The sequence below is a fragment of the Lysobacter avium genome (genome assembly GCF_015209745.1).
GTDB lineage: Bacteria > Pseudomonadota > Gammaproteobacteria > Xanthomonadales > Xanthomonadaceae > Novilysobacter > Novilysobacter avium.
Map to the genome: position 1 here is coordinate 317340 of NZ_CP063657.1, position 16084 is coordinate 333423.

Genomic DNA, 16084 nt, shown 5'->3' on the forward strand with positions numbered 1-16084 from the left:
ATGAGCCAGATTGCCGATGCCATTCCCCGCCCATCCCGTGCCGGCGCGCTCGACGGGATGCTGCGCGCGCAGTTGTTGCGAAGGCTGGACGGCCTGCAGCACGGACAGCTGATGCTGGTGGAGGACGGTGTCGAGCAGGTGTTCGGTAAGGCCGCGGTGGGACAGGGCGCGCTGGTGGCGCGTGTAGAGGTGATCGACTCCGCGTTTTACCGCGCCGTCGCGGCCAACGGCAGCGTGGGCGCGGGGGAGGCATGGATGGACGGCCTGTGGCGCAGCGACGACCTGGTCGCGCTGATCCAGCTGCTGGTCCGCAACCGCGACATGGTAGATGGCATGGAGGGGGGGCTGGCGCGGCTGGGCGGCATGGCCATGCGCGCGTGGCATTCGATGCGTCGTAATACCCGCAGCGGCAGCCGCCGCAACATCGCCGCGCACTACGACCTGGGCAACGACTTCTTCGGTCTGTTCCTGTCGTCGGACCTGATGTACTCCTCGGCGTTATGGACCGGGACGGCCGATACATTGGAGACCGCGTCCTACCGGAAACTGGAGCGCATCTGCCAGCAACTGGATCTGCGGTCCGGCGATCGTGTGGTCGAGATCGGCACCGGGTGGGGCGGCTTTGCGTTGCACGCAGCGAGGCATTACGGCTGCCACGTCACCACCACCACGATTTCCGGCGAGCAGCATGCGCTGGCCAGCCGGCGCGTGGCCGAGGCGGGGCTGTCCGACCGGGTCACGCTGCTGCTGGAGGACTACCGGGACCTGGACGGCCGCTACGACAAGCTGGTGTCCATCGAGATGGTCGAGGCGATCGGCGCACAGTACCTCGACACGTATTTTTCCAGGATCGGCAGCCTGCTCAAACCCGACGGTCTGGCGCTGGTGCAGGCGATCACCATCGAAGACCACCGCTACGAGCAGGCGCTCAGGTCGGTGGACTTCATCAAGCGATTCGTATTTCCCGGCAGCTTCATCCCCTCCATCAACGCGCTGCTCGCCGCCAAGACCCGGGCCAGTGACCTGGCCGTGGTGGAGCTGCACGACTTCGGCCACTCCTACGCGTTGACTTTGCAGGCCTGGCGCGAGCGCTTCATGGCGCAACTGCCCCAGGTGCGCGCGCAGGGGTTTGATGAGCGCTTCCTCCGGATGTGGGAGTTCTATCTGGCGTACTGCGAAGGCGGCTTCCGTGAGCGCTCCATCGGCGTGGCACATCTGTTGCTCGCCAAGCCCGGGCATCGCCGCCCGGCAGCCGGTCAGGGCCAGGCGAACGGCACGGCGGGCGACGCCACACGCGGGGCCGCGGCATGAATCCGTGGTCGCAGCTCGCGATGATCTGGCTGCTGGCAGCGCTGGTGATGACGCTGGGCTGGCTGTGGCAACGGGCGAAAAGCAATGCCGGCATCGTGGACGTGCTGTGGGCGGCGAGCGTGGGCGCGAGCGCGGTGGTTCTCGCGATCACCGGCGGCGGCGCGGTCGGGACCCGGGTCGCGTTGGCGGTATTGGGAGGCGCATGGGGCGGCCGGCTCGCGCTGCACCTGTGGGGCCGGGTCCGCAGTGAGCCCGAGGACGGCCGTTACCGGTACCTGCGCGCGCACTGGAACGGAAGCCAGCTCAAGTTCTTCGCGTTCTTCCAGGGCCAGGCGTTATTGATCGTCCTGTTTGCCTTGCCGTTTGTCGCCGTTGCCGGCAACCCGCGGGTGTCGGTCCCTTGGCTGGTTGCGGCAGGCTCCGTCTGGATCGTGAGCGTCTCGGGCGAATCGCTTGCAGACCGCCAGCTGGATCGCTTCCGCAAGCATCCCGGCAACCAGGGAAAGACCTGCCGGGACGGCCTGTGGCGCTACTCGCGCCACCCCAACTACTTCTTCGAGTGGGTGCATTGGTTCGCCTATGTGTGCCTCGCCGTGGGCTCGCCGATCGATTGGCTGGCGTGGGCCGGGCCGGTCGTGATGTACGTGTTCCTGCGCTGGATCAGCGGCGTGCCGTACACCGAAAAACAGGCCTTGCGCAGTCGTGGCGAGGACTACCGCCACTACCAGCGCACCACCTCGATGCTCATTCCCTGGTTTCCCAGGAGGGACACAGCATGAACGCCACCACTTCCGAGCTGGCCGTGGACCGTCCAGCCCCCGGCCTGCTGGGGCAGGCCGAACTGGGTCGGATTCCCGATGGTGTGTTGCGCCTGGGTATCCGACGCCTGTGCGCGCAGCGATTGCGCGAGGAGCGCGAAGGAGGGGTTGCGGGCCAGGCCGCGCGCTACGCAGAGCGTATGGCCATGCTCAGGCACAGCCCGGTCGCCATCCATACCGAGGCCGCCAACGCCCAGCACTACGAGTTGCCGCCGGGCTTTTTTGAGCTTTGCCTGGGCAAGCGCCTGAAGTACTCCAGTTGCTACTACCCGCGCGGCGATGAATCCCTGGACGAGGCGGAGGAGGCGATGCTGGCGCTGTATTGCGAGCGCGCCGAGCTGGCCGACGGGCAGGACATCCTGGAGCTGGGCTGTGGCTGGGGATCGCTGACCCTGTGGATGGCCGAGCACTACCCGGCCGCACGCATCGTCGCCGTATCCAACTCGCATCAGCAGCGCGAGCATATCCTCGCGCGCTGCCGCGAACGCGGCCTCGCCAATGTGCAGGTGCGCACCTGCGATGTGAACCTTCTCGAGCTGGATGGCGCGGCCTTCGACCGCTGCGTGACCATCGAGATGTTCGAGCACATGCGCAACTACGAAACCTTGTTGGGCCGCATCGGTGATTGGCTGCGTCCGGGCGGCAAACTGTTCGTCCACATCTTCGCCCACCAGCACCTGATGTATCCGTTCGAGACGCACGGCGATGACAACTGGATGGGCCGGCACTTCTTCACCGGCGGGCTGATGCCGGCCGCCGACACGCTGCTGTGGTTCCAGTCCAGCCTGCGCATCGACCAGCGCTGGCATCTGGACGGCACCCATTACCAGCGCACCGCCAATCACTGGCTGGCCAACCAGGACGCGCAGCGCGACGCCGTGATGCGGGTGCTCACCCAGGCCTACGGCCAGCAAGGAGCGGCGCTGTGGTTCCAGCGCTGGCGCATGTTCTGGATGTCGTGCTCGGAGCTGTTCGGCTTCGACGATGGCCAGCAGTGGCTGGTTGCGCATTACCGCTTCGTGCGTCCCTGATCGCAATGCGGTCTGGGGCGTGCAACTTGTGTGGCCGATCAAGGCGCAATAACTGATCGCCTGCGCTGTGGGAGCGGGTGCGCGATCTCCGTTATCCGATGGACCGTGTGCAAAAGATGCCGCAGGACGGAACTCCCTGAACCACGCCCGCAGCAGTACGGCGAAGCGGCACCAATTGCCTTGCGTTGCACCGCCTCGACCCGCATTTGTGCACTGTTGAACCGTTTTCCAGGAGACCCGCATGAGCCAGTACCGCAAAGACCCCGATGCCATCCAACAGCTGACGCTCGAGCAGTTCCGCGTCACCCAGCAATCGGGCACCGAAGCGCCCGGCAGCGGCGAGTACCTCCACCACAACGCGCCCGGCATCTATGTGGATGTCGTGTCCGGTGAGCCGCTGTTCGCGTCGGCGGACAAGTTCGACGCGGCCTGCGGCTGGCCCAGCTTCACCAAGCCGATCGAACCGGCCCACGTCAGCGAGGTGCGCGACACCAGCCATGGCATGGTCCGGGTCGAGGTGCGCTCCACCCACGGCGACAGCCATCTGGGTCACGTGTTCCCCGATGGGCCACCGGATCGCGGCGGGCTGCGGTATTGCATCAACTCGGCCTCGCTGCGCTTCATTCCGCGCGACCAGATGCAGGCCCAGGGGTACGGCGACTACCTCGACCAGGTGGAGGGCGGGCGATGAGCACGGAACGCGCAGTACTCGCCGGCGGCTGCTTCTGGGGCATGCAGGACCTGATCCGCCGCCAGGAAGGCGTGGTGTCCACGCGTGTGGGCTACACCGGCGGCGAGATAGCCAACGCCACCTATCGCAACCATGGCAACCACGCCGAGGCCATCGAGATCGTGTTCGACCCGGCGCGGACCAGCTACCGCAAACTGCTGGAGTTCTTCTTCCAGATCCACGACCCCTCGACGGTGGACCGGCAGGGCAACGACCGGGGCGCGTCCTACCGCTCGGCGATCTTCACCACCTCCGACGAGCAGCGCCGGGTCGCGCTGGACACCATCGCCGATGTCGACGCATCAGGCCTGTGGCCGGGGAAAGTCGTTACCGAAGTCGTGCCTGCCGGTGATTTCTGGGAGGCCGAACCCGAGCACCAGGATTACCTGGAGCGCATTCCGCATGGATATACCTGCCACTTCATCCGCCCGGGCTGGACGCTGCCGCGGCGCGGGTCTGCGGGCGGAAGCGACGCCGGGCCCACGCAGCAGACTTGAAACCCGTCGCAACGGACCTACGTTGGCAATGGGGCCCAGTTCACGCCCCGAAGCAGACAAAGGAGACAGTCATGAGCAAGATCGTGCGTAATCCGCAATGGTCCGGCGATGGCAGCAGCCAGGACCCTTTGCGACAGCTGGTTGATCGAATCTTCGATGGGGCGTTTTCCTCGTCGACGGCGACGGACGAATCCTCGGTGGTCACCAGCCGCTGGACTCCGCGGGTGGATATCAAGGAAGAGGCGGATCGTTTCGTGCTTTACGCCGATATCCCCGGCGTCGACCCGGCTGAAATCGAAGTCCAGATGGACAAGGGGATGTTGACGATCAAGGGTGAACGCAGCAGCGATAACGTCCAGGAGAGCGAGAAATTTTCCCGCGTTGAACGCCGTTATGGCGCATTCCACCGGCGTTTCGCGCTGCCTGACAGTGCCGACCCCGAAGCGATTTCCGCCCACGGTGAAAACGGCGTACTGGAAATCAGTATCCCCAAACGTCCGGAAACCACGCCGCGCCGAATCCAGGTGGGTGCGCGTAAAACCGGTGACGCCTGATCGGATGCCCGGCGGCGGCCTTTGTATCGGACCGCCGCCGCTTCCATTGGGCCGGCACTAACTTGGGCGCTATCGTTCCGGCCCGTCACAAGCCTTACCCGCGGGGGCGTCCTCCGCACTGACGCACAGGTCGAATCCTGTCAGACCGGCGATCTGCCTGCTGTCACCGCGGGCGACTGTAAAGCGCTCGATCGGGTCGGATTCACAGCTGCCCGACGGGGTCTGATCCGGACCGGAAGTCGGCGCACAACCGTGCGCATATACGCTGTAGTGGCACGAACCGCTGGCGCTGCGCAGGCATTCGAAACGGGCGACGCCCGCCTGCGTTGTGGCCTGACTGTAGAGGGTGTCGGTGCCGTCCACGGTGGTGCGGGTGACGTAGCTGCTGCCGCCGATGTCGCAGCCGAACAGCGACAGCACGAAATAGATCAGGGCCAGGAACTTCATGGGTCACCTCGCGCAAGCGTGGATGGGTGGGCCGGATGCCGGAGTGCCTTCTGCACGCGGTAGCGTCGTCCGGCGGCGATTACATGTGCCGGAACAGGGTCATGAAAGGCGCGCTGACAGCCAGGGTTTCCGGCCGCGTCTTCAGGCGCACGGTGCCGCGGCCGCTGTCGTCTCGGACGACGCCGGCGATGGCGCGCAGGTTGACGATGGTGGAGCGGTGGATCTGCTTGAACGTGTCCGGGTCGACCACCGTCAGCAGCTCCTTGATCGGAGTGCGCAGCAGCGCCTCGCCCTCGGCGGTCATCACCGTGGTGTACTTGTTGTCGGCGCGGAAATAGGCGACGTCCTCAACCAGGATCAGCCGGGTTTCGCGGCCGGCGCTGGCGGTGATCCAGGTCAACGGCGGCGGCGCATCGACGGCGCGGGCGACGGGCGCGAGCCGTTGCAACAGGGTGGCCAAAGTGGCCGCGTCGTTGTTGCCGCTGCGCGCCTGCAAGCGCTGCACCGTGGCCGCCAAGCGTTCGGCGGTGATCGGCTTGAGCAGGTAGTCGACCGCGCCGCGCTCGAAGGCATCGATGGCGTACTGGTCGTAGGCGGTGACAAACACGATTTGCGTGCGCGGGCTGACTTCGGCCGCAGCCGTCGCGACTTCAAGGCCGGTCAGCCCGGGCATGCGGATGTCGAGGAAGGCGACGTCCGGACGGTGTTCGGCCATCGCCTCCAGCGCGCTCGCACCGTCCTCGCACTCGGCAAGGATGTGCAGCTCCGGCCAGGCCTGCGCCAGACGCTCAACCAGGGCCTGGCGCAGCAAGGCTTCGTCCTCGGCGATGATGCAGGTGGTGACGGGCTCAGTCATGGCGGGCCTCCTGGACGATCGTGGCGGGCACGGTGATCGTCGCGGCCACGCCGGCGGGGAAGTTGGCGACCACCGCCAGGGCGGCGTCGCTGCCGTAGACCAGGCGCAGGCGTTCGCGCACGTTCTTCAGTCCGATGCCGGTGCCGCTGGTGCGGCTGTTGAAGCCCTCGCCATCGTCGGCGACGGTCACCGCGACGACACCATCGCTGCGCCGCGCGCGGATCCATACCGTGCCGCCGCCGGTACGTGGCTCCAGGCCGTGCTTGATCGCGTTCTCGACCAGCGTCTGCAGCATCATTGGCGGCAGCGCGGTGGCGCGCAGGTTCTCCGGCAGGTCGACCTGCACCGACAGGCGCGGTCCCATGCGGATCTTGAGGATCTCCAGGTAGGCCAGCGCGCGTTCCAGTTCCTCACCCAGGGTGGACAACTCGTTTTGCGTGCGTGGCAGCGAGTGGCGCAGGTACTGGATGAGGTGACCGAGCATCTCGTCGGCGCGCGCCGGGTCGCTGCGGGTCAGCAACTGCGCGCTGGCCAGGGTGTTGTAGAGGAAGTGCGGTTCGACCTGCGCGTGCAGCAGGCTCAGCTTGGCGACGGTGAGCTCCTTCTCGGTGGCCGTCTGCGCTGCATCCGCGCGCTCGTTGCGGCGGCGTTCGGCAACCCGCCGGGTGATCGCCCGTGTGATCGCCTCCGCGTTCTCGAAGTTGGTCGCGTCGTCGAACAGGAACCAGTCGCTCCATGCCAGTGTCTCGGGCTCGCAGATCAGGGTGAGACTGCCGGTATCGCCACCGGGGGTGACCGTGGCCAGGATCTGGTTGCGCGGTGCGCCGAACCACAGCATCGGGTTCCAGCGACCCAGCGGACGATCCAGGTACGCCTCGGGTCGTCCCGCGGTGGCCCGTATCTGCAGGCTGTCGCGTGCGCTCTCCACTTCAACGATGCGGGGCAGTTCGCGGATGGCGGCATCGACCAGATCAAACGCCTCGCCGGCCTCGAACGGAATCTCGACCTGGCGGCGGTGACGGTTACCCAGCGTGGTCCGGTCGATGCGGTCGGCGATCAGGCGCACCCGGCCGACGTGCGAGAGCGCGCCGATCACCACCAGTGCCATGACGATCATGCCGGCGACCGTGATCGGCCATTCCAGGCGCCCGATCAACGGCAGTTCCGACCACAGCCCCGCGAACAGCAGGATGGCCAGCAGCCACGCCAGGGCGATACGGATGACGAAGAACAGGCCCTTGATCACGAAGAGGTTCCGACGGCTGGGGATTTCCGTGGAGCATAGTGACCCCGCCGGCGCAGCGGAGTGCCGCTGCGACCAAGCCGAGATTGTCGCGACGGAACCGCGGGATAGGCGGATGAAGCGACCCGCGGCGCCCGCGTTTGCAGCGCAGGTGCGTCCTCTCAGCGCACGACCACCGTGGTCGCCTTGTTGGCCACGATGTAGTGCTGCAGGTCCTCGACCTCGCGCAGCTTGCCGATCGCGCGCTGGGCGAACTTGCGCGTGGTGATGCGCACGTGGCAATTCAGGAACGGCGCGTCCGGATCCTTGCCCTTGGACGAATACACCACGCGGCCGTCGCGGTCCCAGCCCAGCACCAGGCGCTGCTGCTGGTTGCTGGTCTGGTAGATCCAGCCCTTGTGGATATCGCTTTCGGCCATCGCCATGGTGTTGGTCCCGATCATCAAGGTCGCGTCGGCGAATGCGTCGCGTGCAGCAAACATGATGACAGCGCGCCCGTAGCGGTTCCAACATTGCGGGCGCCAACGCGAACAATGGCATGCTCAACGGATCGCCGATTATTGCCTTCGGCCTGCGCTGATTCCGAGAGCCCCCCATGACGACACGTGCCGCCCGCCTGGACGAGCAACTGCAACGGATGCGTGCCGCCCACGCCGAGGATCCGATGCCGTCGTGGCCGGTACGCGCGGCGCGCCTGCGTACGCTGCGGACGATGCTGACCGAGCAACGCGAGGCATTTTCCAGGGCCATCTCCGCAGACTTCGGTCAGCGCCCGGCGGAAGAGACAGACCTGCTGGAACTGTTCCCCAGCCTGTCGGGGGTCCGCCACGCCCTGCGCCATGGGCGGCGCTGGATGCGGCCACGCAAGCGCCTGGCCGGGCTGGCGTTCCTGCCCGGGCGCACCGAATTGCGTCCGCAGCCGCTGGGGGTGGTCGGCATCATCGTGCCGTGGAACTACCCGCTCTACCTCGCCATCGGGCCGCTGGTGGACGCGCTGGCCGCGGGCAACCGCGTAATGCTGAAAATGAGCGAGTTCACGCCGCGCTTCTCCGCCTTGCTGGCCGCGCAGGTCGCCCGCTATTTCCAGCCCGACGAGGTCGCGGTCGTGACCGGCGGCGTCGAGGTGGCCGAGGCGTTTTCCGCGCTGCCCTTCGACCACCTGCTGTTTACCGGATCGACCGCAGTCGGCCACCACGTGATGCGCGCCGCCGCCGCCAACCTGACGCCGGTGACCCTGGAACTGGGCGGCAAGTCGCCGGCGATCATCGGCCCGGGGGCCCGCTTCGAGGACGCGGTCGAGCGCATCGTGTTCGGCAAGATGGTGAATGCGGGCCAGACCTGCATCGCGCCGGATTACGTGCTGTTGCCGCGCGCACGGGTCAACGAGTTCATCGGCGTGGCCTGCTCGGTGATGGCGCGGATGTATCCCGGGCTGGAGCGTAATACCCAGTACGCCAGCATCATTTCGGACCGCCAGTACCAGCGTTTGGTCGCGTTGCGCGACGACGCCGTGGCGGCCGGCGCACGCGAACACCCGCTGGGCGACACGCCAGCCGATCCGGTGCGCCGGCTGCTTCCGCCGCTATTGCTGAGTGGCGTCAGCGACGCGATGGAGGTGATGCGCGAGGAGATCTTCGGGCCGCTGCTGCCGCTGGTGCCCTACGACAGCTTCGAGGAGGCGATTGCCTACGTGACCGCGCGGCCGCATCCGCTGGCGCTGTACGTGTTCGACGAGGATTCGCAGCGCATTGATGCGGTGCTGGCCAAGACCCAGGCCGGTGGGGTGACCGTCAACGACACGCTGTTTCATATCGCCCAGCATGGCCTGCCGTTCGGCGGGGTGGGTCCGTCGGGTATGGGCAGCTACCACGGGGAAGCGGGGTTTCAGCGCTTCTCGCACATGAAATCGATCTTCCGCCAGTCGCGTTTCACCGCGGTGGGCCTGCTCAACCCGCCCTACGGCGCGCGTTTCCGCCGGATGCTGGACCTGCTGCTCAAGCGCGGCTGAATAAGCGCAGGAGTCCTCGCGACCAGCACCGACGGCCCCGCGCTGCTTGATTGTCGGCGCTGACGGCGCCATAGAAAGAAGAACCCCTTCACGGAGTCGACCATGAAAACCGTCCTAATCACCGGCGCCAATCGCGGCATCGGCCTCGCCCTGACCCGCCAGTACAGCGCCCGCGGCGACAAGGTGATTGCCGCCTGCCGCCAGTCCAGCGATGCGCTGGAAAAGACGGGCGTGCAGGTGGAGGCGGGTGTGGACGTCACCGATGACGCCGCGCTGACAGGCCTGGCTCAGCGCCTCGGCGACACCCGCCTGGATGTGCTCGTGCTCAACGCCGGCATCATGACCCGCGAGGCCTTTGGCGAGATCCAGACCGATGGTTGGGAGGACATGCGACGCCAGTTCGAGGTCAATGCAATGGGCCCGCTGCGGGTCGCGCAGGCGCTTTCGGGCCACCTGGCCGAGGACGCGAAGATCGGCATCATCACCAGCCGGATGGGATCGATGGCTGACAACGGATCGGGCGGCCGCTACGGCTACCGTGCGTCCAAGGCGGCGGTCAACGCGATCGGCAAGTCGCTGGCCGTGGACATGGAGTCGCGCGGTGTCGCGGTGTTCCTGCTGCATCCGGGCTTCGTCGCCACCGACATGGTGGGTGGCAAGGGCGAGGTCAGCCCTGAGCACGCCGCCGCGCAACTGGTCGAGCGACTGGACAAGCTGACGCTGGGTGAGACCGGCACGTTCTGGCACGCCAACGGTACCGAGCTGCCCTGGTAAACCCGCCGCCGCCTTGGCGCCGACGAGCGACTACTTCGCTTTTGGCGCGAAGCGGAACGTGCCGCTGATCGGCCGCGTGTCGCCCTGCTCGTCGGCAAACAGGCCGTCGAACTGGCCATCCACCGCGACCACCTTCGTGCTGTGGGTGCCCTCTTCCGTCTCCACCGACTTGATGGTCAGGGTGCCCGACTGCGAGGTGAACTCGCCAGCCAGCCCGGTGTCCTTGCCCAAGGGGATGGTCACCGCCGCGCTGTCCGCGCCGGAGACCTCGCTGGCGAGCTGGTAATTGCCCGGCGCCGTGTTACCGGCGGCAATTTCCACCGTGAGCAGGCCAAAACTGGCGAGCGCCTGCTCGCGTTGCGCCTCGGGATCGGCCTCCTTGCCGGCCGCTTTAGCCGCCGCCGTATTCACCCAGCCGGTGGCCATCCGGAAACTCAGCGGCGCATCCGCGTAGCCGGGCAGCATGCCGGCGGACGCGGTGGCGTCCAGCTTCCAGCCCTCGCTGGCGAGCGTGAGCCCGTTGCTGTTCTTGGACGCCTTGCTGCCCGAACCGGTCGGCGACGTATCCGCGTCGCTGCCGCAACCGGCCAGGCCTGCCGCCGCGATCGCCAGCGCCGCGGGGAGCAACAGCTGGGTGAGCTTCCTGAAACGGTGGGTCGTGGGTGCAGTCATGACGTGACTCCTTCGGCAATGGGATCAATGTTGTCGGAACGGGCGGGGAATCCGCCCGATGCAGAACTGAAGACACGAGCTTTGCCGCCGGTTCCGGACATCCGCCGACCCGCGGCTCCGGCATGACCGATAAGGTCGCCACCGTGGAATACTGGAGCATGCGCGCTGGCGCGGCCTCGACCCTGCCCGCACCCGTTCCTCTGTACGGTGCGCATTGTCAGGATGACCGCCACCGTCGGCGGCATCTTCCCAGAGGGTCTTTCCAACGTGCCAGAGTCACCGCTGCTTCTGCTCCGCAACGCCGACGTGCACGCCCCGGCCCACCTGGGTTGGCAGGACCTGCTGATCGGCGGTGGCAGGATCCTCGCGATGCAGCCTTCCCAGGATGCCGCCGGGTCGCCGCCCACCCATACCACCTCGATCGATCTTCACGGCCGTCGCGTGCTGCCCGGCTTGATCGATGGCCATACCCACATCACAGGAGGCGGCGGCGAGGCCGGCGCCCACACCCGCGTGCCACCGGTGCCGCTGTCGCGCTTTACCCTGGCCGGAATCACCACCGTGGTCGGCCTGCTGGGCACCGACGACACCACGCGCTCCACCCGCGAACTGGTAGCGACCGTCAACGGCCTGCGCAACGAGGGCATGAACGCCTACGCCTACACCGGTGGTTACCACCTGCCGGTGGCGACGGTGACCGGCAGCGTGCGCGACGACCTGGCCTTCATCGACTGCCTGATCGGCGTCGGCGAGCTGGCGATCTGCGACCACCGCTCCAGCCAGCCAACCCGTGACGAGCTGCTGCGGGTCGCCGCCGATGCCCACGTCGGCGGCTTGCTGACCGGCAAGGCCGGCATCCTGCATTTGCACCTGGGCGACGGCCCGCGCGGACTGGCGCAGGTGCGCGAGGCGCTGGACGCCAGCGAGATTCCCGCGCGCGTGTTCAACCCGACCCATGTCAACCGTCGCCGCGCGCTGTTCGAGGAAGCGCTCGAGCTTGCGCGCCGCGGCTGCACCATCGACATCACCGCCTTTCCCGTCGCCGCCGACGAGGACGCCTGGGCGGCCGATGAGGCGCTGCTGCGCTACCTGGCCAGCGGCGCACCTGCCGAGCAGGTCACGATCAGTTCCGATGGCGGCGGTTGTTTGCCGGTGTTCGATGATCAGGGCCGCATGCTCAGCATGGACATCGGCGCGCCGGACTCGTTGCACAGGACGCTCAAGACGCTGCTGGCGCGGGGCGAGGAACTGGCGCGCGTGCTGCCGGCGTTCACCAGCAACCCGGCGCGCCTGTTGCGGCTGGAAAGCAAGGGGCGGGTCGCGCAGGGCGCGGACGCGGATCTGTTGATTCTGGATGAGGACGACAATGTGAGTGATGTACTGATTTCCGGTCGCTGGTTCGTGCGCGATGGCCAGGCGGTCATCCGCGGCACCTTCGAGGGCGCGCGCTGATGTGCCCCAGTCCCGTCCCCGACGGCGTCGACCGCGGCTGGATCATCCCCATCGGGGGCGGCGAGGAGAAGGAAAGCAATCCGCAGATACTCAAGCGCTTCGTCGACCTGTGCGGCGGCGATGCGGCCGACATCGTGGTGCTGCCGACCGCCAGTCGCCTGGTGGAGACCGGCGAGCGCTACGAGGCGCTGTTCTCCGGGCTCGGCGCGGCGCGGGTGACCACGATCGATTTCGACACCCGCCGCGACTGCAACGAGCCCTCGCGGCTGGAACGCATCGCCCAGGCCAGCGGCATCTTCATGACCGGCGGCAACCAGCTGCGCCTGTCGACGATCGTGGGCGGCACGCCGGTGGCCAAACTCATCCGCCTGCGCAATGCCGAGGGCGTGCATGTGGCCGGCACCAGCGCCGGGGCGAGCTTCATCAGTGAGCACATGATCGCCTTCGGCGAGGAGGGCCCCACTGCCGTCGCGGGGGGCGTTCGCCTGGCGCCGGGGCTCGGCCTGACCAACCGGTTCATCATCGACCAGCACTTTCGCGAGCGCGACCGGATGGGTCGCCTGATGACGGCGCTGGCCTACAACCCGTTTGCCGTGGGCCTGGGCCTGGACGAGGACACCGCGGCCTTCATCGGCCCCGACAACGTGCTGGAAGTGGAGGGCAGCGGTGGCATCACCGTGCTGGATGCCAGCGACATCAGCTTCACCTCGATGGACGTGGTGGATGAGGGGCAACCGGTCTCCATGTTGGGCCTGGTCCTGCACCAGCTCGTCGCGGGCAACACCTTCCATCTCAGTACCCGCCAGGCCTCGGCCGGCCGGTTGGCTCGCCAGAAGAGGTAACCCCATGCGGATCCGCAATCGTTCGGTTTTCCTTGGTCCTTCGCTGTACGCGCATTTTCCGGTCATCCGCCTGGAGCTCGACCTGGGCGCGCTGGAGGCATGGCCGACGGTCCGGCTCGGTGCGGAGTTCATCGACGGCCTGGTGGCGGCACTGCCGGGGCTGGACGAGCACGGCTGCTCCTACCGCGAACCCGGCGGTTTCCTGCGCCGCCTGCGCGAGGACGAGGGGACGTGGCTGGGCCACGTGCTCGAGCATGTCGCGATCGAGCTGCAGAATGTGGCCGGTGCGGACGTGACCTTCGGCAGGACGCGCGGCACCGGCGAGCCGGGCGTGTATTCGGTGGTCTACGAGTACAAGCAGAAGGACGAGGGCCTGGAAGCCGGCGAGTTGGCGATGCGCCTGCTGACCTCGCTGCTGCCGGCGGAACTGCAGACCGCGGGCATCCTTCCCGACGGCTGGGAGTGGTCTTCGGCGCGTGACGAATTCATCCGCTTCGCCCAGCGCCGGGCGCTGGGTCCGTCCACCAGCGCGATCGTCGCTGCCGCCCAGGCGCGTGACATCCCGTGGATGCGCCTGAACGATCACTCGCTGGTCCAGTTGGGCTACGGCAAGTACCAGCAACGCATCCAGGCGACCGTGACCGGGAGGACCTCGCACATCGCGGTGGAACTTGCCGGCGACAAGGACGAAACCAACCAGATCCTCGGTGCGCTCGGCCTGCCGGTGCCGCGCCAGGCGCTGGTCCAGACCGAGGAGCTGGCGCTCAGGGCCGCCCGTCGCATTGGCTACCCGGTCGTGACCAAGCCCTACAACGGCAACCACGGCCGCGGCATCTCGATCCACCTGACCAACGAGGCCGAAGTGCGCGAAGGCTTCCATCTTGCGCAGGCGGTCTCGCGCTCGGTGATTGTGGAGACCTTTGTCCCCGGCGACGACCACCGCCTGCTCGTGATCAACGGCGAGCTTGTCGCGGCGACGCGGCGCACGCCGGGCCACATCATCGGCGACGGCCAACACGACGTCGCCCAACTGGTGGAGCTCGTCAATGCGGACCCGCGTCGCGGCGTTGGCCACGAGAAAGTGCTGACCCGGCTGGAGCTCGACGCGCAGGCGCTGACGATGCTGGAGCGCGTCGGCTACACGCCCGGCTCGGTACCGGCCGCCGATGAGGTCGTCTACCTGCGCTCCACCGGCAACCTGTCCACCGGCGGCACCGCCACCGATGTCACCGACATCATCCACCCCGACAACCGCGACATGGCGGTGCGTGCGGTTCAGGCAATCGGCCTGGACGTCGGCGGCGTCGACTTCCTTACCGAGAACATCGCCGAGAGCTACAAGAGCGATGGCGGCGGCATCTGCGAGGTCAACGCCGCGCCAGGTTTCCGCATGCACGTCGCGCCGAGCGAAGGCATGGCGCGCGATGTCGCCGGCCCGGTGGTGGACATGCTGTTCCCGCCCGGATCGCCCTCGCGGGTGCCGATCGCGGCGGTCACCGGCACCAACGGCAAGACCACCACCGCCCGGATGCTCGCCCACATCACCAAGATGGCCGGCTACACGCCCGGGCTGACCACCACCGACGGGGTCTACATCGACGGCCAGCGCACGGTGGAAGGCGACATGACCGGCCCGGTGTCGACCCGCATGGTGCTGGCCGACCCGCACATTGACATGGCGGTGCTGGAAGTCGCGCGCGGCGGCCTGCTGCGCGCGGGCATGGGCGTGCCCTACGTGGACGTCGGCGCCGTGCTCAACGTGGCGGCCGACCACCTCGGCATGAAGGGCATCGACACCCTGGAGCAACTGGCCGAGGTCAAGCGCATCGTCGCCGAGGTCGCGCGCGATTGCGCGGTGCTCAACGCCGACGATCCGATGGTGCTGAAGATGGCCGCCTATACCGATGCGGCCACCATCTGCTACGTCACCACCAACCCGCAGCATCCGCTGGTGCGCGAGCACATCCGCGCCGGTGGTCGCGCGTGCGCGCTGGAGGCCGGCATCAACGGCCAGATGATCACCCTGTACGACAAGGGCAGCCACATCCCGCTGCTGTGGACGCACCTGGTGCCGGCGACGCTGGAAGGGCGGGCGATGCACAACGTGCAGAACGCGATGTTCGCCGCCGCGATGGCGTTCTCGATGGGCATCAAGCTCGATGCCATCCGGCAGGGCCTGCGCACCTTCGACACGACGTTCTTCCAGGCCCCGGGGCGGATGAACGTGTTCGCCGAGCACCCCTTCAAGGTGATCTTCGACTACGCGCACAACGCGCACGCGGTCGGCGCAATGGCCGACCTGGCCCAGCGCATGGAAGTGGGCGGGCGACGCATCGTGGTGATCGCCGGCCCGGGCGACCGCCGCGACGAGGACCTGCGCGCGATCGCCGACGCTGTTGCCGGCCGCTTCGACCACTACATCTGCCGCCGCGACGACAACCTGCGCGGCCGCGATGGTGACGAGGTGCCCCGCATCCTGGCCAAGGCACTTCTCGCCCAAGGCGTGGACGAGGCGCAGGTCAGCATCATCAACGAGGAGGAGGCCGCGATCGATGCTGCCCTGCGTATGGGCGAGCCCGGTGACCTGGTGCTGATCTTCGCCGATGCGCTGGTCCGCTCGTGGAAGCAGGTGATCAAGTTCCAGGCTGAAGGCGAGCCGTCGGCACCGCTCCGGCCCGAGGTGCCGGTGACGGCCGAGCCGGCCGATGAATCCATCCCTGCCTCGCTGGCCGATTACGAGGATCTTGTGCGCGATGAGCGCGGCGTGCGCCTGGCACGCGAGGAGAACGACTGAACCTCCCGCCGACCGCGCCGATCGATGAGCTGTTCGACAGTTCCCGTCGCCTGAC

The 16084-nt window shown here is 67.5% G+C and carries 16 protein-coding genes; 11 read left to right on the top strand and 5 right to left on the bottom strand.

Translation table 11 applies throughout. The annotated features are described in order from the left end of the window. From INQ42_RS01365 to INQ42_RS01390, 6 genes are all read left to right on the top strand, one after another. Complete coding sequence (locus INQ42_RS01365) at positions 1-1311, top strand: SAM-dependent methyltransferase (protein ID WP_194034831.1); 1311 nt, start codon at positions 1-3, stop codon at positions 1309-1311. Next, positions 1308-2090, top strand: a complete 783-nt coding sequence (locus INQ42_RS01370) for a DUF1295 domain-containing protein (RefSeq protein ID WP_194034832.1) — start codon at positions 1308-1310, stop codon at positions 2088-2090. Before INQ42_RS01365 ends, INQ42_RS01370 begins: the two co-directional genes overlap by 4 nt. After that, the gene (locus tag INQ42_RS01375; protein WP_194034833.1) at positions 2087-3160 is read left to right on the top strand and encodes an SAM-dependent methyltransferase; all 1074 of its coding nucleotides are present in this window, start codon (positions 2087-2089) and stop codon (positions 3158-3160) included. The genes INQ42_RS01370 and INQ42_RS01375 overlap by 4 nt, the downstream gene beginning before the upstream one ends. Positions 3161-3401: 241 nt before the next feature. Continuing rightward, the gene (gene msrB / locus INQ42_RS01380; protein WP_194034834.1) at positions 3402-3851 is read left to right on the top strand and encodes a peptide-methionine (R)-S-oxide reductase MsrB; all 450 of its coding nucleotides are present in this window, start codon (positions 3402-3404) and stop codon (positions 3849-3851) included. Beyond that, the gene (gene msrA / locus INQ42_RS01385) at positions 3848-4387 is read left to right on the top strand and encodes a peptide-methionine (S)-S-oxide reductase MsrA (protein WP_194034835.1); all 540 of its coding nucleotides are present in this window, start codon (positions 3848-3850) and stop codon (positions 4385-4387) included. The genes msrB and msrA overlap by 4 nt, the downstream gene beginning before the upstream one ends. Before the next feature lie 71 nt (positions 4388-4458). Next, entirely contained in the window at positions 4459-4941 is a 483-nt protein-coding gene (locus INQ42_RS01390) for an Hsp20/alpha crystallin family protein (RefSeq protein ID WP_194034836.1), read from the top strand. Between the two features lie 69 nt (positions 4942-5010). On the opposite strand, the gene INQ42_RS01395 is transcribed toward INQ42_RS01390, so the two are convergent. The 4 genes from INQ42_RS01395 to INQ42_RS12855 all read right to left on the bottom strand — a co-directional run bounded on the left by INQ42_RS01395 (position 5011) and on the right by INQ42_RS12855 (position 7969). Then, positions 5011-5388 (bottom strand): hypothetical protein, encoded by a 378-nt coding sequence (locus tag INQ42_RS01395; RefSeq protein WP_194034837.1) that lies wholly within the window; start codon positions 5386-5388, stop codon positions 5011-5013. A 79-nt stretch (positions 5389-5467) separates the two neighbouring features. Next, complete coding sequence (locus INQ42_RS01400) at positions 5468-6244, bottom strand: LytR/AlgR family response regulator transcription factor (protein ID WP_194034838.1); 777 nt, start codon at positions 6242-6244, stop codon at positions 5468-5470. Next, the gene (locus INQ42_RS01405) at positions 6237-7490 is read right to left on the bottom strand and encodes a sensor histidine kinase (RefSeq protein ID WP_228064405.1); all 1254 of its coding nucleotides are present in this window, start codon (positions 7488-7490) and stop codon (positions 6237-6239) included. The genes INQ42_RS01400 and INQ42_RS01405 overlap by 8 nt, the downstream gene beginning before the upstream one ends. Positions 7491-7648: 158 nt before the next feature. Further along, positions 7649-7969: a hypothetical protein gene (locus INQ42_RS12855; protein WP_228064406.1), complete on the bottom strand. Its 321-nt coding sequence runs from the start codon at positions 7967-7969 to the stop codon at positions 7649-7651. A 113-nt stretch (positions 7970-8082) separates the two neighbouring features. Between INQ42_RS12855 and INQ42_RS01410 the strand changes: the two genes are divergently transcribed. Together INQ42_RS01410 and INQ42_RS01415 are read left to right on the top strand one after the other, a co-directional pair. Further along, on the top strand, positions 8083-9495 hold the full coding sequence (locus INQ42_RS01410) for a coniferyl aldehyde dehydrogenase (protein WP_194034840.1): 1413 nt from the start codon (positions 8083-8085) through the stop codon (positions 9493-9495). Positions 9496-9597: 102 nt separating this feature from the next. After that, positions 9598-10269: an SDR family oxidoreductase gene (locus tag INQ42_RS01415; protein ID WP_194034841.1), complete on the top strand. Its 672-nt coding sequence runs from the start codon at positions 9598-9600 to the stop codon at positions 10267-10269. A 30-nt stretch (positions 10270-10299) separates the two neighbouring features. Here INQ42_RS01415 and INQ42_RS01420 read toward each other — a convergent pair whose 3' ends face one another. Next, entirely contained in the window at positions 10300-10941 is a 642-nt protein-coding gene (locus tag INQ42_RS01420; protein ID WP_194034842.1) for a hypothetical protein, read from the bottom strand. Between the two features lie 222 nt (positions 10942-11163). Here INQ42_RS01420 and iadA point away from each other — a divergent pair, with 222 nt between their 5' ends. From iadA to cphA, 3 genes are read left to right on the top strand one after another with little or no spacing between them, the layout of a single operon-like run. Beyond that, positions 11164-12393, top strand: coding sequence for a beta-aspartyl-peptidase (iadA, locus tag INQ42_RS01425; protein ID WP_194034843.1), 1230 nt, complete (start codon positions 11164-11166; stop codon positions 12391-12393). After that, positions 12393-13235 (top strand): cyanophycinase, encoded by an 843-nt coding sequence (locus tag INQ42_RS01430; protein ID WP_194034844.1) that lies wholly within the window; start codon positions 12393-12395, stop codon positions 13233-13235. Before iadA ends, INQ42_RS01430 begins: the two co-directional genes overlap by 1 nt. 4 nt (positions 13236-13239) lie before the next feature. Continuing rightward, positions 13240-16029 (top strand): cyanophycin synthetase, encoded by a 2790-nt coding sequence (cphA, locus tag INQ42_RS01435; RefSeq protein WP_194034845.1) that lies wholly within the window; start codon positions 13240-13242, stop codon positions 16027-16029. Positions 16030-16084 lie beyond the last annotated feature (55 nt).